This window comes from Micromonospora sp. Llam0 (genome assembly GCF_003751085.1).
In the GTDB taxonomy this organism is placed as follows: Bacteria; Actinomycetota; Actinomycetes; order Mycobacteriales; family Micromonosporaceae; genus Micromonospora_E.
The window spans coordinates 4032249-4050572 of sequence record NZ_RJJY01000001.1 but is presented as its reverse complement, the minus strand read 5'-3'; the positions used below and the strand labels follow the sequence as shown (position 1 = coordinate 4050572).

The window sequence follows — 18324 nt, the reverse complement described above, 5'->3', positions numbered from 1 at the left end:
CCCCCGGCCCCCGCCGCCGGCCCCCCGTCGGGCCCTGCCCCTGGCACCTCGTCGGCGCCCGCTGTTGGCACCCCGTCGGGCCCTGACTCCGGCGACCAGCACATTCGCGGCATGGCCCGCGGCGGCGGTCTGAACCTGGTCGGGGCGATCCTCAACCAGGGTGCGGTCTTCCTGGTCATGCTGCTGTTGGCCCGGTTCCTGGGGATCAGCGAGGTCGGCCAGTACGCCCAGTGCTACGCCGTGCTGGCCCTGCTCAGCCTGCTGTCGCTGTCCGGGTTCCGGGCCGGGCTGACCCGGTTCGTCGCCGTACACCTCGCCGACGACGACCCGGCAGCGATCCGCGGCACCATCCGGCTCGGCCTGGCCATCTCCGCCGGTTCGGCGACCGCGATCGCGATCGCGCTGGCCCTGGCCGCCCCCGCGCTGGCCGCCGCGCTGCACGACCCCGGCCTGGTCACCGGGCTGCGGCTGGTCGCGTTGACCCTGCCGGCGCTGACCGTCTGCGAGGCGGCGCTCGCCGCCACCCGGGGCTGGCGAACCCAGCGGCCGTTCACCCTGATCGGGCAGATCTATGAGCCGGGTACCCGGCTCGTACTGACCGCGCTGGCCCTGATCCTCGGGGCCGGGGTCACCGGCAGCTACTGGGCGCTGGTCGTCGCCGGCTGGTCGGCAGCGCTGCTGGCCCTCGGCGCGCTGGCCCGGTTGATGCGCCGGGTCGCGCCGGGTCCGGTCGTCTACCGGCCCCGGCAACTGTTCAGCTTCTCCACGGTCAGCTGGGTGTCGTCGCTGTCGTCGACCGGCCTGATCTGGGTCGACACCCTGATGCTCGGCTTCTTCGCCAACGACGAGATCGGCGTCTACAACGTCGCCACCCGACTGGTCACCGTGGCGATCTTCGTGCTGGCGCCGATCAACGCCGCGTTCGGGCCGTACCTGGCGTACCTGCACCACCAGAGGCAGGCCGACGAGGTACGCCGGATCTACGGTGCCGCCACCGGCTGGGTGGTGCGACTGTCGCTGCCGGCGTTCGTGGCGCTGCTGGTCTTCCCGGAGAGCCTGCTGACGGTCTTCGGCGGCGGGTTCGCCGCCGGCGCGGCGGTCACCCTCATCCTTGCGGTCGGGCAGTTGGTCAACGCGGCCACCGGGCCGTGCGGCACCGTGCTGAACATGTCCGGCCGGGTGGCGATCAACATGTACGACAACATCGCCGCCCTGCTGCTGAACATCCTGCTCAACCTGTGGCTGATCCCGGCGTACGGGATCATCGGGGCGGCGGTCGCCTGGGCGATCTCCCTGGCGGTGGTCAACGTCGCCCGGGTGCTGCAGGTCCGGGCCCTGATCCGGGCGGTGCCGGTGACCGTGGGCATGGTCAAAGGCCTCGGTGCCGGGCTGGCCGCGCTGGCCGCCGGGCTGATCGTCCGGCTGCTGCTGCCCGGCTGGCCGGAGCAGCTGCTGGTCGGGCTGCCGGTGGTGGTGGTGACCTACGTCGGTGTGGTGCTGGCGCTGGGCCTGAGCCGGGAGGACATCATGGTGCTACGTACCCTGCGCCGGGGTGGCCGGCGCGGCGGGGCCGACCACCCCGGTGGTGCCGACGGCCAGGGCCGTCCCGGTGAGTCGGCGGGGAATCTGCAGGAGGCGACGCGTTGACCGGCAACCGGGGGACCACCGACCGGCTGCGCCGCACGGTACGCGGTGCCCGGGCCTGGGCTCGCACGATGGTCCCCGGCCAGCTCGGCGCCCTGCCGGACTTCCTGATCATCGGCGGGCAGCGCTGCGGCACCACCTCGTTGCACCACTATCTCGCCGCGCATCCGCAGGTGCGCCCGGCCACCGGCAAGGAACTGCAGTACTTCAGCATCCACCACGGGCGCGGCGAACGCTGGTACCGGGCACACTTCCCGGCCCGCCCGGCCGGCGTCCGCAGCTTCGAGGCCAGCCCGTACTACCTGTTCCATCCGAGCGTGCCGGGTCGGGTCGCCGCCGGATTGCCGCAGGCCCGCTGCATCGCCCTGCTGCGCGACCCGGTCGAGCGGGCCTACTCGCACTACCTGCACACCCGCTCGTACGGTGCCGAGCCGTTGCCGTTCGCCGAGGCGGTCGCCGCCGAGGAGCGACGGCTGGCCGACGCGCTGCGCGACGGGCCGGACAGCCCGGCCGCGCACACCGCGCTGCGCAACCACTCGTACCTGGCCCGGGGGCGTTACGCCGAGCAGCTGCGGCGCTGGTACGCCGTACTGCCGGCGGACCGGCTGCTGGTGCTGCGCAGCGAGGACATGTACGTCGACCCGGCCGGCGTCTACGACCGGGTGCTGCGCTTCCTCGACCTGGATCCGTTCACCCCAGCGGGGTTCGCCCAGCACACCCGGCGTACCGACCGGGGACCGGGGGAGCTCACCGACGCGCTGCGCGCCCAGCTCGGCGGCTACTTCGCCCCGCACAACGCCGACCTCGCCGACCTGCTCGGCTGGCCGCACACCTGGTCACCCCGGAGCTGACGGCACCGTCTCTGGTCCGTCTCCGGCAGTCTTGGGTATGACCGGACTTGCCGGTGGCTGAGACACTGGGCGTCTGCGAGCACGGCGGAGGTGACCCATGTCGACTGGTCGCCGTGCACCTCTCTTCGCCGCTGGCTCGCTGTTGCTGGTGTTCTTCGTGGCAGTGCTGCTCGTGTGCCTCCTGGGTCTGTCGGTCGTGGTGGCGGAGCTCCGCAAGGATCCCCTGCTGCGGGCGGCGGAGCAATCGGTCTCCGAACGGGCACAGCGGCTCAGCCGCAAGCTGAGCATGTCGCGTGTGGACGATCCACCAGCGGGACATACAGCTCAAATCGTCGCTGTGATCGAGGGCCGGGAACGGACGGAACTCGGGCTCGCCGGCCGGGTCTACCTGGTCGACGTGGACGACGACGATGGGCGGGTGGAGGCGATCGTGGATGAGTACGTGCCGTCCGGCGGTGGCTGGTTCTCCGATGGGGGCGAGGTCAGCGTGTGCGTCAGGTGGGATGTCCACCGGAAATCCGCCGTGTACTCGGATATCACGGCGAAGACGATCCCTTGCCCATAGCGGCCGTTGACGGCCCCCGCGCTGGAGTAGCCGTCCGCTGCGTCATGATCACTTGACGAAAATTCGGCCGACACGCCGACAGGCCCCCAGCAGAGCATCAAGTGATCATGATCCGGCGGCAAGGTCATGGCTCAGGCGGCCTCGTATGGCTCACGGGTGAGGATGCCGTGCAGTACCTGGTCGGTGAGCTGGTCGCGGAACCGGGCGTCGGTGGGGTCGGCCCCGGCGACGGACCGGCCGAGCACAGCGAGCAGCAGCGCGCCGAGCACGGCGTTGGCGGTGTCTGCGACGGTGGCGCTGCCTGCGCCGTCGGTGCCGGCTTCAGCGAGGAGTTCCCGGAGCGGGCCGGCGATCCATCTGTCGTTGGCGGCCATCACGTCGGTCATCCGGCCGGCGGAACCGAGGGCGCTGAGCAGGCCGGCGCAGATCCCGGGGTGCTGCGACAGGTAGGTGGCGAGAGCCGCCACCATCGCCCGTAGCCGCTGCGCGGGTGGGGCGGTGTGGTCGATCGAGGCCTGCACCGCCTGGGCTCCGTCGTGGGCGTGCGCGGTCAGCAGGAACGCAAGCAGGTCGTCGCGGCCGGCGAAGTAGTAGTACAACGTGGCCCGTGACGCCCCGACCATGCCGGCGATGTCTTCCAGGCGGGGCGCGGGGTCGCCGTGGAGCACCTGCTCGCTGATGTCGAGCAGGCGTCGCGCGAGGTCGGCCGGAGGGGTCTTCACATCGGCACAGCCTATCCGCTTGTCCTGGACCGCGATCCAGATTACAGTCTAAACCATGGTTGAAATCAGATCCTACGGTCCGTGGGCGGTGGTCACCGGCGCCTCGTCCGGCATCGGTCAGGCCTTCGCCGAGCACCTTGCCGCCGCCGGGCTGCACCTTGTCCTGGCCGCCCGATCAACCGACCGGCTCGAATCCCTCGCCGCCACGCTGACCCGCGCCCACGGCATCAGCTGCCGGGTGGTCACCGTCGACCTCAGCCGGGCCGGATCCACCGCCGAGCTCGTCGACGCGACCGGGGATCTCGACGTCGGCCTGCTGGTCTCCAACGCCGGCGTGGGTCGCCCCGGCCCACTGCTCGACCAGGACCTCGGCGACCTGCACCGCCGGCTCACCGTCAACGCCACCACACACCTGGATCTGACCCACGCCTTCGGGCGGCGGTTCGTCGCCCGTGGCCGGGGCGGCATCATCCTCGTGTCGGCACTCGGTGCGGTGCACGGGCTGCCGAACATGGCGCACGAGAGCGCGGCCAAGGCCTACGTGCTCAACCTCGGCGAGGCCCTGCACCACGAGCTCGCCGCCGCCGGCGTGGACGTCACCGTGCTGCTTCCGGGTAACGTCGACACCCCGATCATCGACGCCTACGGCATCGACCGTGCGGCGATGCCGATCCGGCCCCAGCCGGTCCAGACCGCGGTACGGGAGAGCGTGGCCGCATTCCTGCGCGGTCGGTCCACCCACATCCCTGGTCGGTCGATGCGGATCATGACCCGGCTGCTGCCCCGGACCCGGTCCATCCGCCTCAACGGCCGGATGCTCGGCCAGGCCGCCCGCCGCCTGGCCGAACGGGAAGCCGCCACCACGGTGGCCCCGTCGTGAACGCCGCTGCCCTACCCGCCGGAGTGGAGCGGGTCAGTCGGATCCCGTACCGGTTGCTCAGCTGGGGGGTGCCGATGGGGCCGCTGACCCTGCTGCGTACCCAGGGCCGGCGCACCGGCCTGCCGCGTACCGTGCCGGTCGTCACGCTGCGGCACGCCGACCTCGACTGGCTCGTCTCACCGTTCGGCGCCACGCAGTGGGTGCGCAACATCCGCGCCAACGGCCGCGCCGAACTCGGTCGCGGACACTGGTTCCGCACCGTTGGCCTCGTCGAGGTCGACGGCGAGACCAAACTGGACGTTCTGCATCGCTACCGCCGCGCGTTCGGGTTCATCCCGTTCGTCCGGCATGCCTTCGACGCCACCCCCGGCGACGGTCCGTCCGGGTTCCGCACCGAAGCGGACCGCCACCCGGTCTTCCTCCTCCAGCCGCGCGGCTGACCCGGTCACTCGCTGGCGAGCCCCCCGTGCCCTGTCGCATCAGCCACGGGGGCGGAGTACGTAGACAGCCGAACTGCCTGATCCACTGTCCAGTTCGGCTGTCTGCAGGTCGGTCACTGGTACGTTGATTCGCTGTCCAGTTGCGCCGCTGCCTGCGTCGGCCCACACCTCGACCGTCCCGCTGGCGGGTAGCTGCCGTGGCCCGACCACCAGGATCTGAACCTCTGCCATCGGATGTCTCCTGCCTGCTCGCGCCGGCGGTCGTGCCGGCTGCCACTGGAACAAGGATGTCGCCGAAGTGTCGCCCCGCGCGACGGCTTCCATGACGACGTTCCGGCGACCTGCAGGGCGACGTTCCGGCGACACAAGAGCTACGATCGCTGGCATGACGACCACTCCGAACGCGACGTTGCGGGCCGTGCGGATGGGCCTGCTGATGAGTCAGGACGACTTCGCCCGCGCACTGCGGCAGGCAGGGGATCGCGCCGGAATGCCCAACGATGCGAACAAGCGCCTCGTGCAACGCTGGGAGGCCGGGGCGATCACCTCGCCCCGTCCGGCGTACGCGCGCGCCCTGGAGTCGGTCACCGGCCTGCCGATCAGCTCGCTCGGCTTCACCGTGGCGGTCCCGCATGCCCGCAGCGCCGACGCCAGCGAGGATGGAGCCGGCGGCCGGAGCGGCGAGGGCGGTGACGAAGCGCGGGGTGCTCAGGTGCCGGCTACCGGGCAGGCGTCCACTCCGGTGCCGCGCGGTGGCCCTGCCCCGCGGACCGCGCCGACCGGCAACTACTCCGGGGTTTGGCTGTCCAGGTACGAGTACCACAGCTCGGGTCGTGGTGCCACGTTCACCGGTCGGCACTACGTCGTGCTGCTGCAGCACGGTGACCGGCTCACCGTGCGCAGTCTGCCCGGTTCCTCCGACGCGCCGCTCACCATGGACCTGACCGTCGACGGCAACGTGGTCACCGGAACCTGGGTCGAGCAGACCGCGCCGCAGGGCTACTACCGGGGTGCCCGTTACCACGGCGCGATCCAACTGCTGGCCGAGCCCACCGGGCGTCGGCTGACCGGAAAGTGGATCGGGTTCGGCAAGGAGATGGACGTCAACACCGGCCCGTGGGAGCTGGTATTCCAGGATGCCAGCACGAACAAGGCGACCCTGGCCGCCTACGACCGCCGGCCCGATCCGGAGCAGCAGCCCGCCGCCTCATGATCAGTAGCTGCCCTCATGATCAGTTGAGGAAATTCGGCCGACACGCCGACGGGCGCCCAGCAGAGCATCAAGTGATCATGGTCCGGTAGCGCGTCGCCGAAAGATCCGCCACCCGATCCACAGTCGAGTAGTCGTCCACAGTGTGACCCCACCCGGGCCGTCCAGCGGCTGAGGTTGCGGCAGCGTGGCCGAGCATGAACGAGGTGATCGAGGAGCTGTGCCGGCGCAGCGGCGGTGTGGTGACCCGTCGCCAGGCCCTTCAGATGGTGCCGCGCTGGGTGCTGGACGACGCGGTACGCGCTGGTCGACTGCGGCGCGTTCTGCCGGGCGTCTACGTCACCACCGAGTTGATCGACGACAACCGTGGCGGAGTGTCGTCGATCCAGTTGCTCGCACCGCGGCTGCGGCGGCGAGCGGTGCTGGCCTTCGCCGACGGACGGGCCGCGTTCAGCCACACCACGGCACTCGAGCTTTGGGGGCTGCGCCGGCAAGCCGGTGACGAGACACTGCATCTGACGGTGCCGTTCGGTGCGGGAATGCGCAGCCGGGCCGGCCTGACGGTGCACCACCGGCGGGCGTTCGCCGTCGGTCCGCCGCAGGTGGTGGTACGCGACGAAGCGCCGGTGACGCGGCTGGAGCGGGCGCTGGTCGAGTCGTGGCCGCTGCTGCCGGCCGTCGACCGACCGGCTCCGCTGATCCGGGCGGTCAACGACCGGTGGACGAACGCGGGCCGGATCAGCGCAGCCCTCGACGAACTGCCGCGACTCACCGACCGGGCCGCGTTGCGGACACTGCTGGCGAAGCTGGCCGCCGGCTGCCGCAGTCAACTGGAGATCTGGGGCCACGATCACGTCTTCGTCGGTGGCGGCATGCCCGACTTCCAGCGGCAGTATCCGGTCCGGGTCGACGGCGGCCGCACCATCTACCTGGACGTGTACGCCGAGCGGGAACGGGTCGACTTCGAGCTCGACGGAGCCGCCTCGCACGGCAGCCCCGCCCAGCGTGAGATCGATCTGCGACGCGACGCGCTGCTGGCCACCGTCGGCATCCAGGTGGTGCGGTTCGCACACCGCCGGCTGGTGACCGAGCCGCAGCAGGTCCGTCGCGAGATTCTGGCCATCCTCGACGGACGCCGAAGCCGGTGATCAGCCTGAGCGCGCCGATCAGTCACGGCGGATCCGTTGGTCACCGGTCGGCGTCAGTCGACGTCGGCGAGGATCGTCTCCGGGGTGCCGGTGGCGTGCAGCAGCACCGGCCGGTCGGTGACGGTCACCTCGGCCGCTGTCTTGGTCGGCGCGGCACCGGCCGGTCCGGCGTGCAGGCTCGGCACTGCGGACACCCGTACCGCGTCGTTGATCTCGCCGGACCAGACGACCAGGGTGCTCTCCTCGCCCTGCTGGAACGCGACGCCGATCAGGCCGTCCCGGCGGACCGGAGTGACCGTGGCACCGCGCGCCGCCACCGCCAGGCTTTCGAACATCCGGCCGGCCTCACGTTCCGTTCCGTCCGGGTCGAGCAGCCCGTAGCGGACCTCGCTGCCGGCCCGGTTGTTCGGGTTGTAGCCCAGCGGCAGCCACATCACCTGCCGGATACCGCCGGCCAGCAGCATGGTGGAGACCTTGACGACCTCCTCGGCCCGGCTGACGTCGTCACCGTCACCGTCGCGCCAGAACTGCCCGACCTCCCACGCCTCGATCGGGACGTCGGCCGGGGTCTGTGCCGCCAGGTAGTCCAGCAGCGCCGGTACGCCGTCGAAGTGTTCGTAGTAGTGCACCTGACGCAGCTGCACCACCCCGTCGTCGATCAGCTGCTCGGTGGCGGCCAGGAAGGCGACGTTGCGCACGTTGGTTTCGTTGTCGAGCGCGGTCCGCAGCGTCCCGATCGTGTCCGCCTCGGGGATCTTGCGGCCCCGGGTGCCGATCCGCCGCTGGAAGTACGCGTTGTAGGCGGCGATCGCCTCGTCGTCGCGGCCGGCTTGGACCAGCCGGTCGACCACCCCGAAGCCGTACGCGACGCTGCTGATGCCGGAGTCGACAACCACCGCGTCCGGGTTCGCGGCGTGCACCGCCTCGGCGGCGGCGGTAGCCAGCTCGACGTACTCCTCGGGGGTGCCGCGCCAGTACTGCGGGGCGTTGACCTCGTTCTCGATCGCGTACTGGCGGACGCCGTAGGGTGTGTAGCGGCGGACCACGTCACCGACGAACTGTTGGTAGGCGGCCATGTCCAGCGGCATCGTCGACTCGGTCTTGTTGGCCTGGCCGCGGACGTGTTCCGGCGTGCCACCGGTGGCCCAGCACATCTCGGTCCGGATCTTGATGTTCAGCACGATGCCGAGTTCCTGGCTGCGCTGGGCGATCTGGTCCAGGGCCGACCAGTCCTGCTGACCCTGGCTCGGCTCGATGCTGCACCAGCTGATCTCGTGGTAGGTGGCGGACCCGGACAGTTTGCGCAGGTACGGCAGGAACTCGTCGTAGCGGTTCCAGTCCCAGTGCGCGCCGAACGGGTGAGTGTCCTCGGGGTACGGCGGCAGGCTCGGCGGCGGCGCGCCGGTCGGCGGCGCCGGTGGCGGGGTGGTGTCGGTGTCGCCGCTGGTGCAGCCGGCGAGCAGCAGCAGCCCGCCGAGGACCGCCGCCACACAGCGCCGGGCCACGGTGTTCGGCCGGGTTGCGTTGTGCGGCCGGGTCGCAGCGTTCATCGGTAGCCCAGCTCGCGCAGCATCCGACCGGAGAAGACCGCGACGAGCAGCCGCAGGAACGGGTCCAGCTCCCGGCGGTAGCTGCCCACCCGGGACCGGTAGATGGCCGAGTCGGTGCCGGCCGAGGCGCGGCGTCGGTCCGCCTCACTGGTGTACTTTCCGGCCACGTCATGCGGCTTGTCGACGTAGTCGAGCACGCCTTCCTCCCACGGTTCGCCGAGGAACTCGAACAGCGCGCGCATCGACTTCTCCGGCTCCCGTACCGCGTCCTCGTAGCGCAGTTCGTGGTAGCGGTCAGCCGGCAGGGTGGCGCCCACCGCGCGGGCGGTACGAATGTAGCGCGGCCACTTGACCACGCATTTCACCGCCGACCAGTATCCGAACCGCTTCCGGTGCGAGACGACCACGTCGCGGCCGTCCCGGATGACGTGCACGATCTGCGCGTCCGGGAAGACCTCGGTGACGAAGTCGAGCGAGATCGCGTACAGCGGGGTCTTGTCGGCCCACCGGGCCTTGCCCCGGCCGGCGGCGTAGTCGGCGTGCACGCCGCCGAAGAAGTCGGCGATGCGGCGCAGCCAGTCCTCCCGGGTGAAGCCGAAGCGGGCCAGCCGCTCCCAGTCGGAGCCGACGATGCGTCGCAGGTCCGGCAGGAACCGGGTCTCCGGACCGCAGGAGATCCGGGAGTGCGAGTCGAGCACCAGCCGCAGGAAGGTGGTGCCGGAGCGCTGGCAGCCCACCAGGAAGATGGGCGCCGTCGGCGACTGCGCCACTTCGGCGGCGGCCTGCGCGGGGGCTTCAGCCATGGTCGGTCCTTTCCACGCTCACCGGGGAACGCCGGTCGGTGTCGGCTTGTCGAGGTGGGGTGGTGGGGGACTGCGGGCGGCCGTTGGCGGTCAGTCGGGCGGTGAGTTCGTCGCAGAGCGTACGGACCGCCGGGTCGATCGGCAGCGGCTGGCGGTGGGGCGTGCGGGGGGCGATGTGCGCGGACAGGTCGGGGCGGTAGGCGATCCCGAGGAAGTCGCACAGCCGGCGGACCTGCCCGGCCGGGTCGGCGATCAACGCGTCGTACGAGCTGAGTAGTACGTCGTCGCGGCGGTCCAGGCCGAGGCGGAAGTAGAGGGTGTTCCGGACGTACCAGAACAGGGCGGCGGCGGAGTGCCGGTCCATCTGCCGGTAGTCGAAGCCGTGGATCAGCTCGTAGGTGTCCGCGTCGAGGCGTTGGCCCTGCCAGCGGCGGCCGATGGTGCCGTCGGCGATGGCGGCGAGCGCCCGCAGGTTGGCGTCGCCGAACTTGGCCACCTCGGAGCGGGCCCGGTCATCGACGTCGCGCCACGCCCAGACCGCCCGACCCGGCGCCATCCCGGGCAGGGCGAGCAGTTCGTCCACCCGGTGGCTCTCACACAGCGGTTTGACCAGGACGTACGCGTGTCGGCTCCGGTTCACCACGGCGGTCAGCACCGCGTCGTCGCGGAGTTGAAAACGATGGAAGACCCGCCGGTCGCTTTCGTTGCGGACTTCGAACTCGCCGGCGTTCTCCAACCCGCGGACCAGCATGTTGGTGCCGGACCGTTGCAGGCCGACCAGGTAGACCGGAACGGCCTGACCACGGGGTACGCCGTGGCGGTGCCGCCAGCGCAGCTTGGTCCAGGCGGTGGTGGCCCGGTCGACCGGGTTGAGCCGGTCCTCCTCGACGAGGCGGCGGAGCCCTTCGGTGCGGATCCATCGGGCGTGCCGGGCGATCCGCCGCGCGGTCCAGGCCAGGGTGGAAGGCTCGTCGTCGTTCACCGGTCCTCCTCGGGCACGTCACCAGCCGCGATGGCCAGGCTGGGGCGAGGTCGGGCCGCGGTCAGGCTACCCACGGATCGGGGCGAAACGCCAGAACGCAGGCTGGTCAGCCACACAAGATCATCCGATCAGCTAGTTGGCGATTCGGTACTGGACTAACCCGGCGTGGGTGCATAGCGTGAGGCAGCAGCCAGGGCGGGAGCCCTGCGCCACCATAACCGGGTGGCCACACCCCGGTATCGAGCGAGCGGGCCGGACTGATGCGTGTCCTCCATGTGAACAAGTTTCTTTACCGTCGGGGTGGCGCCGAGGGGTATCTGATCGACCTCGCCGATCTGCAGCGCGCCGCCGGGGACGAGGTGGCGTACTTCGGGATGACCCACCCGGACAACGACCGGCCGTTGCCGTACGCCCGGCACTTCCCGCCGCACGTCGAGCTGGAACCGGCGCCGCGCGGGCTGCGCCCCCGGCTGACCGCCGCCGGTCGGATGATCTGGTCGCCGGCGAGCCGCCACGGGCTGACCCGGGTGATCGAGGACTTCGGGCCGGACGTTATCCACCTGCACAACATCTACCACCAGCTGTCTCCGTCGGTGCTCGCCGCTGCCCGCGACGCCGGGGTGCCGTGCGTGCTGACCATGCACGACTACAAGCTCGCCTGCCCCAGCTACCAGCTGCTGGACCAGGGCAAGGTCTGTGAGGCGTGCGTCGATGGGGGCCCGCTACACGCCGCGCGGCGCAGGTGCAAGGACGGATCGGCATCCGCCAGTACGCTACTCGCTGTGGAGTCATGGATACACAGAAAGTCACGGGCCTATGGTCCGGTGGGGGTGTTCGTCAGTCCCAGCCGGTTCCTCGCCGACGTGATGCGCCGGGCCGGTGTCTACCCGGACCGGCTACGGGTGATCAACCATTTCGTGGACACGGCTGCCGTGGCGGTCAAGGACTCGCCGGGCGGGGGAGTGGTCTTCGCCGGCCGGATCTCCGCCGAAAAGGGAGTGGACACGCTGGTCGAGGCGGTCGACCGGCTGCCCCGGCAGGTGCCCGTCCACGTGGCCGGCGACGGCCCCGCACTGCCTGCGGTACGTGCCCTCGCCGACCGGGTGGCACCCGGTCGGGTGCGGTTCCACGGCCGGCTGGACAAGTCCCGGCTGCACGAGCTGATCAGGTCCTCGGCGGCGGTCGCGGTGCCGTCCCGTTGGCACGAGAACCAGCCGATGGCGGTGCTCGAGGCGTTCGCCTGCGGCGTGCCGGTGGTCGGCACCGACCTCGGTGGGCTGCCGGAGCTGATCAGTCCCGGCGTCGACGGGGAGACCGTCCCGGCCGACGACCCGGTGGCGCTCGGCGACGCGCTGGGCAGGCTGGTCGCCGACCCCGACCGGGCGTACGCGATGGGCCGGGCCGCCCGGGACAAGATCGACCGTGACTTCACGCCCGAGCTGCACCTGAACCGGCTCCGCGACGCCTATTTGGCCGCAGCGTTGACCGCCCCGGCCGGAACCCGACGATGACTGACACACCCTCCTCCGCCGGCACGCCCTCCGCCGCCGGTACACCCGGCCCGTCGAGCCCTTCGGTCCGGGTGCTCTACCTGGCGGGCAGCGGTCGAAGCGGCAGCACCCTGATCACCACCGTCCTGGGACAGCTGGACGGCTGTTTCGCCGCCGGCGAGCTGCGCTACCTCTGGCAGCGCGGGATGGTCGACAACCGTCCCTGCGGCTGCGGCGCGCCGTTCGACGCGTGTCCGGTCTGGCGGGCGGTCACCGCCGAGCTGGCAGCCCATGCCGGCCCGGCCTCGGCTGCCGGCTCGGACGTCGCCGACCCGGCTGCGGCCGCTGGCCCGGAAGCCGCCGGCATCGCCCGACGCCTGCGGACCAGGCTGCGGATGCGGGACCTGCCAGCCATGCTGCGCCGAGCCGGCGCCGGACAGCGGACCGTGCCGCACCACGCCGACGACGCCGCGATCGCCGCGGTCTATCCGGCGGTCGCCCGCCAGGTGAGCCACAGCGGCGACGGACCGGTGGTGGTGGTCGACTCGTCGAAGCTGCCACCGTACGGTGCGTTGCTGCGTGACCTGCCCGGCATCGACCTGCGGGTGCTGCACCTGGTCCGGGATCCGCGCGGCACCGCCTTCTCCTGGCGCCGTCGGCGCGGGCTGGACGGCGCGGCGGACCGCAAGCTGATGAGCCGCCCGCCGGTGTGGAAGGCGGCCCTGCTGTGGCGGGTGTGGAACGCCGCCACCGCGCGGTTGTTCGAAGCCGCCGGACCCGACCACTACCTGCGGGTCCGCTACGAGGACGTGGTCGCCGACCCGGCCGGTGAGCTGCGCCGGATCGCGCTGTTCGCCGGACTGGACCCTGCCGGGCTGCCGGTGGACGCCGAAGGCCGGGTCACTCTGGCCCCCACCCATTCGGTGGCGGGCAACCCGGCGCGGCACCGTACCGGAGCGGTACCGGTCAGCGACGACGCCGAATGGGTCCGGGCGCTGCCCGGCCGGTCGTTCGCGGTGGTCACCGCGGTGACGCTGCCGCTGCTGCGCCGCTTCGGCTACCCGGTACGGCGACCCGCAGCGCCCCCGGCCCCGGCCGTGCCCCCGGCCAGGGCCCAGGGTGAGCCGGCCCAGGGTGAGCCGGCCGGGCCGGTCGGCGAGCCGGTCCCCGCCACGACACCGAGCAAGGAAGGCTGACCCGATGCTGTCCGTCGTCGTGGGCACCGGACGGTGCGGATCGACCCTCGTCCAGGAGATCCTGGCCCGGCACCCGGCCGTCGGTTTCGTGTCCGGGCTGGACGACAAGCTGCCCCGGCTCAATCTGGCCGGCCGCCGCAACGGCCGACTTTACCGCCGCTCGACGCCCCGGCCGGCCGCCATGACCTCGCTCGGGCACAGCCGTCGCCTGCTGGAGCGCGGCCGGCTGCGGGTGGCGCCGTCCGAGGCGTACCGGCTGATCGACCGGCAGGTGATGGCCGGCTACTCCAGACCGTGCCGGGACCTGCGGGCCGACGACCTCACCCCGTACGTGGGCCGGCGGCTGCGCGCCTTCTTCGACCGCCGGGTCGAGCGGCAGGGCTGCCAGGTGCTGCTGCAACACGTCACCGGCTGGCCCCGCACCGGTTGGCTGCACGCCGCGTACCCGGATCTGCGGGTGGTCAACGTGGTCCGCGACGGACGGGCGGTGGCCAACTCGTGGCTGCAGATGGGCTGGTGGGACGGCTGGCGTGGGCCGGACAACTGGTTCCTCGGCCCGCTGCCGGCCGACCTGCGGGCCGAGTGGGAGGAAGCCGACCGGTCGTTTCCGGTGCTGGCCGCGCTCGGCTGGAAGATGCTGATGGCCGCGTTCGCCGAGGCCCGCGCCAGCCACCCGGCCGGCCAGTGGCTGGACGTACGGTACGAGGACCTGCTGGTCGCCCCGCGCGACGAAGTAGCCCGGATGCTGGACTTTCTCGGCCTCGACTGGTCGCCCGCGTTCGACCGTGGCTTCCGTCGGTACGAGTTCCACAGCGGTCGCGGGGCGGCGTACCACCGGGAACTCAGCCCGGAACAGTTGGCCGCAGTGGACCGGGTGCTGGAGAAGCCGCTCGCCGAGTGGGGTTACTGACCCCGCCGGGCTCGTACCCCGCCGGCGTCGTACCTCGATGCCTCTATCGCGGCTGCCTCTATCGCGGTGGCCGGCAACCGGCCTACAGTGATGCGGGCAGGCCCGTACCCGGGCCGGTGTCCGGGCGGGAGGCGCAACCCGCCCGGTCGGGAAGCGCCGCGTCGGCACGGTGACCGTGCCGGATGCCGTCGCGACCAGCCGGCCGGTGTCCGCTGCCCGCACCACCGGTCGGTGTACCACGGCCGGGCATCCACGCCGGTAGCTCATCGGGCCGTCACCTCGCACCGGTCCAACCAGGCGCCGCACCTGCGGCGCGGGCTGGAATCCCAGTGACGACAACGGGAGAAGGACCATGGCGCGACCCATCACGCTCTTCACCGGCCAGTGGGCCGACCTGCCGTTCGAGGAAGTGTGTCGGCTGACCTCGGAGTGGGGCTACGACGGCCTGGAGATCGCCTGCTGGGGCGATCACTTCGAGGTGGACCGGGCGCTGGCCGAGGACGACTACGTCGAGCGCAAGCTGCAAACCTTGGCCAAGTACAACCTCAAGGTGTACGCGATCTCCAACCACCTGGTCGGCCAGGCGGTCTGCGACCACCCGATCGACGAGCGGCACCAGGGGATCCTGCCCGCCCGGATCTGGGGCGACGGGGAGCCAGAGGGCGTCCGTCAGCGGGCCGCCGAGGAAATCAAGGACACCGCCCGGGCCGCCGCGAAGCTCGGCGTCTCCACCGTCATCGGCTTCACCGGCTCGTCGATCTGGCACACCCTGGCCATGTTTCCGCCGGTGCCGCCGGAGATGATCGAACGCGGCTACCAGGACTTCGCCGACCGGTTCAACCCGATCCTCGACGTGTTCGACGAGGTCGGGGTCAGGTTCGCCCACGAGGTGCACCCGAGCGAGATCGCCTACGACTACTGGACGACCCGCCGCACCCTGGAGGCGATCGGCAACCGGCCGGCATTCGGCCTCAACTGGGACCCGTCGCACTTCGTCTGGCAGGAACTGGACCCGGTCAACTTCATCCTCGAGTTCGCCGACCGGATCTATCACGTCGACTGCAAGGACGCGAAGGTCCGTACCGGTGACGGCCGGCGCGGCCGGCTCGCCTCCCACCTGCCCTGGGCGGATCTGCGGCGTGGCTGGGACTTCGTCTCCACCGGGCACGGCGACGTGCCGTGGGAGGACTGTTTCCGGGCACTTAACGCGATCGGCTACGACGGGCCGATCTCGGTCGAGTGGGAGGACGCCGGAATGGACCGGTTGGTCGGCGCCCCCGAGGCGTTGCGGTTCGTCCGTCAGCAGGCGTTCGACGCCCCGACGGCAGCGTTCGACGAGGCGTTCTCCAGCAGCCGGGACTGACCTGGCCGCCGCCAGACCGACGGCGGCGACCGCACCGGGACGACCGTGGGCCGGTCACCCCCCGTCGACGGGGGGTGACCGGCCCACGGGTACGCCGTGATCTCGACGGTGAGTGCCGGCGTCAGCTGGCGCTGCCGCCGGACCCGGTGCCCTTGCCCGACTTGTTCCCGGCCGTCGTCGAACCGGTGGACCCGGGCGAGGAGGCCGTGCCCATCCCGGCGTCGGCGAGACTGCTGTCGGCGGCAGTCAGGTGATCGTGGCCGTTGAGGCGTTCGCCCAGTCGGGTGTGGCTGAGCCGCTCCCGGCCCTCCGCGTAGATCCGGTTGGCCTGAGCCTGTGCCACCCCGGCGGCCTCCTGCACCGTCGGGTGGTCCATCACCTTGCGTGCGTTGAGTACCAGCTCGTCGTACTTCTCCCGGCCGGCGCGGGCGCCCAGGACGAAACCCACGGCCACCCCGCCGATGAACCAAAGTTTTCCGCGCATGGCGGCTCCTTCCGTACCTGACCCGGTGTTCCCGTCGGCTGTCGGTCCGGTCCGGTTCGGTGCCGGCTGGCCGATGAGTGACCCGGTCGTGCCTTCGTCATCTGTCCGGTGCTGTCTACCCATCCTGCTCCCTATCTTACGCGTCAGCACAGACAACTCGGCTTTTTGTCCGTTTCAGTAGTCTCCTGATCGGAGCTCGACCGGTCGGTCCGGGACGGTGAACCCGGTCGCCCATCGGGCGGTGGCGTCCTGTACTCTTGTCCCGTCGCCAGGCGGCCGGAGAGATCCGCTGCCGGCTACGCAGCGGTCCCCCGTAGCTCAATTGGCAGAGCAGCCGGCTGTTAACCGGCAGGTTTTTGGTTCGAGTCCAAACGGGGGAGCTTCTACGGATGGCCGTCGTGGCAGAGGTCGTCATCGTCGGTGCCGGGCTCGACCACCCTGGCTTCCAGATGCTCCACCGCCTATCCGCAGCTGGCCGATCTGATCGATCTGGACCGCCTCGACCTGCGCTTCTTCACTCCGGCTGTGGCTGGTCCGGCGGGCCGATGACACGGTACGCCCGGCGCACCCGTTGCGGATGCCGTTCGCCGCGCCGGCGACGCTGCTCGCTGGCGTCGGCACCCTGCCCGACCGCTGTGAACGAGCCGCGGCGATCATCGTGGCGACCGATCCATCAGCGGAGGCCCGGCTGGTCCCGTCGGTGGGGCCGGTACGGATGCGCCAGCTGACCACCTACTAACACGCCGCCGTCGTCGGCCGGGGGACACCACCGGAGGCGGTCGTGCGGGCCGAGTTGAAACGGCTGTACCAGACCCCGACCACCGGTTGGTGTCACCTGCGGACGGCGCCGGTCGTCAACGCGCTGCCGGCGGCTGTGCCGCCGCGTGGCACGCTGCGCGCACCGGCGCAGGTCGGCGCCGGCACCGGGGCTGTCGCTACGGTGCCGGCGCCGACGTTCGGGCCCTGGGGTCACATCCGGGTCAGCGGGGGTCAGACCCGGCTGGACGGTGCTGCCGGCTCAGCGGTCGCGCTGGCCGCCGGGACCCGCCGGGCGACGATGAAGCCGAAGACAGCGGCGGTGAAGAACATGACGAAGCCGTACGTGACCGAGGGCATCGCCATCTCCGTGTTGCCGAGCAGCGTCGGGGTCATCGCGATGGTGATCGACAGGCTGGCGTTGTGCAGGCCGATCTCGAAGGCGGAGGCGATCGACTCGCGTTCGCCGACCCGGAACAGCCGGGGGCCGAAGTAGCCGATCGTCATGCTGAGCAGGTTGAACAGCACGACGGCGAGGATGATCTCCCCAAGGACGTCGAACACCTCTTCGCCGAGACCGGCGATCACGCTGGCGATCATCATCAGCAGCACGAGGACGGACAGCACCTTGACCGCGCGCTCCAACCGGATCGCGAGGCTGGTGAACCGCCGCCGGACCGCCATGCCGATGGAGATCGGGATCAGCACGAGGGCGAACACCTGGATCACCTTGTCGAACTGAAGCCCGATCGAGCTGTCCGAACCCATGAACCCGGCAACCGACAGGTTGACGATCACCGGCAGGGTGAACAGTGCCAGCACCGAGTTGACCGCGGTGAGCGAGATGTTCAGCGCCAGGTCACCTTTGAACAGGTGGCTGTACAGGCTCGCCGTACTGCCGCCCGGTGAGGCGGCGAGCAGCATCATGCCGACCGCCAGTTCGGGGCGTAGGCCGAGGACGAAGACCAGACCGAGGCAGAGCGCCGGCAGCACCAGCATCTGGCTGACCAGGCAGACCACCATGGCCCGCGGGTACCGCAGGACCCGGCGGAAGTCCTCCATTGTCAGGGTGAGCCCGAGTCCGAGCATGATGATCGCCACGGCGATGGGAAATAGGAGAGCGGAGTCAAACGGTCATGGCAAGCCTGCCTTCCGATTGGAATGAAGTGCATGGATCTTTACATTGCCGATCGGTCGGCTGCTTCTTCCTGGTTGCTTGATCCTCAGCGGCCGCCATCCTGCCCGGCGCGGTTTCACCCGGCGGCCGAGTCAGGGAGATTGCGGTGAGTCGCCAACTGTTGGCGGAGTATCCGCTGGCCGGGTCGATCAT

19 protein-coding genes and 1 tRNA gene are annotated in these 18324 nt (G+C 71.0%); 13 read left to right on the top strand and 7 right to left on the bottom strand.

Annotation, left to right across the window (positions count from 1 at the left end):
* Positions 1-111 precede the first annotated feature (111 nt).
* From EDC02_RS17675 to EDC02_RS17665, 3 genes are all read left to right on the top strand, one after another.
* Positions 112-1647 carry a flippase gene (locus EDC02_RS17675; protein WP_123602917.1) on the top strand — a complete coding sequence of 512 codons (1536 nt, stop codon included), beginning with the start codon at positions 112-114 and terminating at the stop codon, positions 1645-1647.
* A complete protein-coding gene (locus EDC02_RS17670; protein WP_123602916.1) occupies positions 1644-2495 on the top strand; it encodes a sulfotransferase in 852 nt (283 codons plus the stop codon). The genes EDC02_RS17675 and EDC02_RS17670 overlap by 4 nt, the downstream gene beginning before the upstream one ends.
* A 97-nt stretch (positions 2496-2592) precedes the next feature.
* Complete coding sequence (locus EDC02_RS17665; RefSeq protein ID WP_148083503.1) at positions 2593-3060, top strand: hypothetical protein; 468 nt, start codon at positions 2593-2595, stop codon at positions 3058-3060.
* A 131-nt stretch (positions 3061-3191) separates the two neighbouring features.
* On the opposite strand, the gene EDC02_RS17660 is transcribed toward EDC02_RS17665, so the two are convergent.
* Positions 3192-3782, bottom strand: coding sequence for a TetR/AcrR family transcriptional regulator (locus EDC02_RS17660; protein WP_123602914.1), 591 nt, complete (start codon positions 3780-3782; stop codon positions 3192-3194).
* Between the two features lie 55 nt (positions 3783-3837).
* Here EDC02_RS17660 and EDC02_RS17655 point away from each other — a divergent pair, with 55 nt between their 5' ends.
* Positions 3838-4662 carry an SDR family oxidoreductase gene (locus EDC02_RS17655; RefSeq protein WP_123602913.1) on the top strand — a complete coding sequence of 275 codons (825 nt, stop codon included), beginning with the start codon at positions 3838-3840 and terminating at the stop codon, positions 4660-4662.
* A complete protein-coding gene (locus tag EDC02_RS17650; RefSeq protein WP_123602912.1) occupies positions 4659-5102 on the top strand; it encodes a nitroreductase family deazaflavin-dependent oxidoreductase in 444 nt (147 codons plus the stop codon). The genes EDC02_RS17655 and EDC02_RS17650 overlap by 4 nt, the downstream gene beginning before the upstream one ends.
* A 39-nt stretch (positions 5103-5141) precedes the next feature.
* On the opposite strand, the gene EDC02_RS39590 is transcribed toward EDC02_RS17650, so the two are convergent.
* Positions 5142-5333, bottom strand: a complete 192-nt coding sequence (locus tag EDC02_RS39590; protein ID WP_148083502.1) for a hypothetical protein — start codon at positions 5331-5333, stop codon at positions 5142-5144.
* A gap of 154 nt (positions 5334-5487) precedes the next feature.
* Between EDC02_RS39590 and EDC02_RS17645 the strand changes: the two genes are divergently transcribed.
* Entirely contained in the window at positions 5488-6315 is an 828-nt protein-coding gene (locus EDC02_RS17645; protein WP_123602911.1) for an XRE family transcriptional regulator, read from the top strand.
* A gap of 194 nt (positions 6316-6509) precedes the next feature.
* Entirely contained in the window at positions 6510-7460 is a 951-nt protein-coding gene (locus EDC02_RS17640; protein WP_123602910.1) for a DUF559 domain-containing protein, read from the top strand.
* A gap of 53 nt (positions 7461-7513) precedes the next feature.
* Here the strand turns inward: EDC02_RS17640 and EDC02_RS17635 are convergent, their stop codons facing one another.
* Genes EDC02_RS17635 through EDC02_RS17625 form a run of 3 tightly spaced genes read right to left on the bottom strand, consistent with a single transcriptional unit; the run spans position 7514 to position 10795 of the window.
* Entirely contained in the window at positions 7514-9010 is a 1497-nt protein-coding gene (locus EDC02_RS17635) for a hypothetical protein (RefSeq protein ID WP_123602909.1), read from the bottom strand.
* A complete protein-coding gene (locus tag EDC02_RS17630) occupies positions 9007-9813 on the bottom strand; it encodes a sulfotransferase (protein WP_123602908.1) in 807 nt (268 codons plus the stop codon). Before EDC02_RS17630 ends, EDC02_RS17635 begins: the two co-directional genes overlap by 4 nt.
* Positions 9806-10795 carry a sulfotransferase domain-containing protein gene (locus EDC02_RS17625; RefSeq protein WP_123602907.1) on the bottom strand — a complete coding sequence of 330 codons (990 nt, stop codon included), beginning with the start codon at positions 10793-10795 and terminating at the stop codon, positions 9806-9808. Before EDC02_RS17625 ends, EDC02_RS17630 begins: the two co-directional genes overlap by 8 nt.
* 275 nt (positions 10796-11070) lie before the next feature.
* Here EDC02_RS17625 and EDC02_RS17620 point away from each other — a divergent pair, with 275 nt between their 5' ends.
* The 4 genes from EDC02_RS17620 (at position 11071) to EDC02_RS17605 (ending at position 15754) form a co-directional block, all read left to right on the top strand.
* On the top strand, positions 11071-12306 hold the full coding sequence (locus tag EDC02_RS17620) for a glycosyltransferase (RefSeq protein WP_158632217.1): 1236 nt from the start codon (positions 11071-11073) through the stop codon (positions 12304-12306).
* On the top strand, positions 12303-13481 hold the full coding sequence (locus tag EDC02_RS17615) for a sulfotransferase (RefSeq protein ID WP_123602905.1): 1179 nt from the start codon (positions 12303-12305) through the stop codon (positions 13479-13481). The genes EDC02_RS17620 and EDC02_RS17615 overlap by 4 nt, the downstream gene beginning before the upstream one ends.
* Positions 13482-13485: 4 nt before the next feature.
* Positions 13486-14391 carry a sulfotransferase gene (locus EDC02_RS17610; RefSeq protein ID WP_123602904.1) on the top strand — a complete coding sequence of 302 codons (906 nt, stop codon included), beginning with the start codon at positions 13486-13488 and terminating at the stop codon, positions 14389-14391.
* Positions 14392-14743: 352 nt separating this feature from the next.
* Positions 14744-15754 (top strand): sugar phosphate isomerase/epimerase, encoded by a 1011-nt coding sequence (locus tag EDC02_RS17605; protein WP_123602903.1) that lies wholly within the window; start codon positions 14744-14746, stop codon positions 15752-15754.
* A 121-nt stretch (positions 15755-15875) separates the two neighbouring features.
* Here the strand turns inward: EDC02_RS17605 and EDC02_RS17600 are convergent, their stop codons facing one another.
* Positions 15876-16238 carry a hypothetical protein gene (locus EDC02_RS17600; RefSeq protein WP_123602902.1) on the bottom strand — a complete coding sequence of 121 codons (363 nt, stop codon included), beginning with the start codon at positions 16236-16238 and terminating at the stop codon, positions 15876-15878.
* A gap of 307 nt (positions 16239-16545) precedes the next feature.
* Here EDC02_RS17600 and EDC02_RS17595 point away from each other — a divergent pair.
* Both EDC02_RS17595 and EDC02_RS40285 read left to right on the top strand, forming a co-directional pair.
* A tRNA-Asn gene (locus EDC02_RS17595) sits at positions 16546-16618 on the top strand.
* Positions 16619-16815: 197 nt separating this feature from the next.
* The gene (locus EDC02_RS40285) at positions 16816-16977 is read left to right on the top strand and encodes a hypothetical protein (RefSeq protein WP_158632216.1); all 162 of its coding nucleotides are present in this window, start codon (positions 16816-16818) and stop codon (positions 16975-16977) included.
* 251 nt (positions 16978-17228) lie between these two features.
* Here EDC02_RS40285 and EDC02_RS17590 read toward each other — a convergent pair whose 3' ends face one another.
* A complete protein-coding gene (locus tag EDC02_RS17590) occupies positions 17229-18095 on the bottom strand; it encodes a bile acid:sodium symporter family protein (protein ID WP_255500427.1) in 867 nt (288 codons plus the stop codon).
* Positions 18096-18324: the final 229 nt, after the last annotated feature.

Excerpts from the sequence above, each read along its gene's own strand:
- EDC02_RS17675 (WP_123602917.1), top strand. The coding sequence starts at position 112 with ATGGCCCGCGGCGGCGGTCTGAACCTGGTCGGGGCGATCCTCAACCAG.
- EDC02_RS17665 (WP_148083503.1), top strand. The coding sequence starts at position 2,593 with ATGTCGACTGGTCGCCGTGCACCTCTCTTCGCCGCTGGCTCGCTGTTG.
- EDC02_RS17655 (WP_123602913.1), top strand. The coding sequence starts at position 3,838 with ATGGTTGAAATCAGATCCTACGGTCCGTGGGCGGTGGTCACCGGCGCC.
- EDC02_RS39590 (WP_148083502.1), bottom strand. The coding sequence starts at position 5,333 with ATGGCAGAGGTTCAGATCCTGGTGGTCGGGCCACGGCAGCTACCCGCC.
- EDC02_RS17645 (WP_123602911.1), top strand. The coding sequence starts at position 5,488 with ATGACGACCACTCCGAACGCGACGTTGCGGGCCGTGCGGATGGGCCTG.
- EDC02_RS17640 (WP_123602910.1), top strand. The coding sequence starts at position 6,510 with ATGAACGAGGTGATCGAGGAGCTGTGCCGGCGCAGCGGCGGTGTGGTG.
- EDC02_RS17635 (WP_123602909.1), bottom strand. The coding sequence starts at position 9,010 with ATGAACGCTGCGACCCGGCCGCACAACGCAACCCGGCCGAACACCGTG.
- EDC02_RS17630 (WP_123602908.1), bottom strand. The coding sequence starts at position 9,813 with ATGGCTGAAGCCCCCGCGCAGGCCGCCGCCGAAGTGGCGCAGTCGCCG.
- EDC02_RS17615 (WP_123602905.1), top strand. The coding sequence starts at position 12,303 with ATGACTGACACACCCTCCTCCGCCGGCACGCCCTCCGCCGCCGGTACA.
- EDC02_RS17610 (WP_123602904.1), top strand. The coding sequence starts at position 13,486 with ATGCTGTCCGTCGTCGTGGGCACCGGACGGTGCGGATCGACCCTCGTC.
- EDC02_RS17605 (WP_123602903.1), top strand. The coding sequence starts at position 14,744 with ATGGCGCGACCCATCACGCTCTTCACCGGCCAGTGGGCCGACCTGCCG.
- EDC02_RS17600 (WP_123602902.1), bottom strand. The coding sequence starts at position 16,238 with ATGCGCGGAAAACTTTGGTTCATCGGCGGGGTGGCCGTGGGTTTCGTC.
- EDC02_RS40285 (WP_158632216.1), top strand. The coding sequence starts at position 16,816 with ATGCCGTTCGCCGCGCCGGCGACGCTGCTCGCTGGCGTCGGCACCCTG.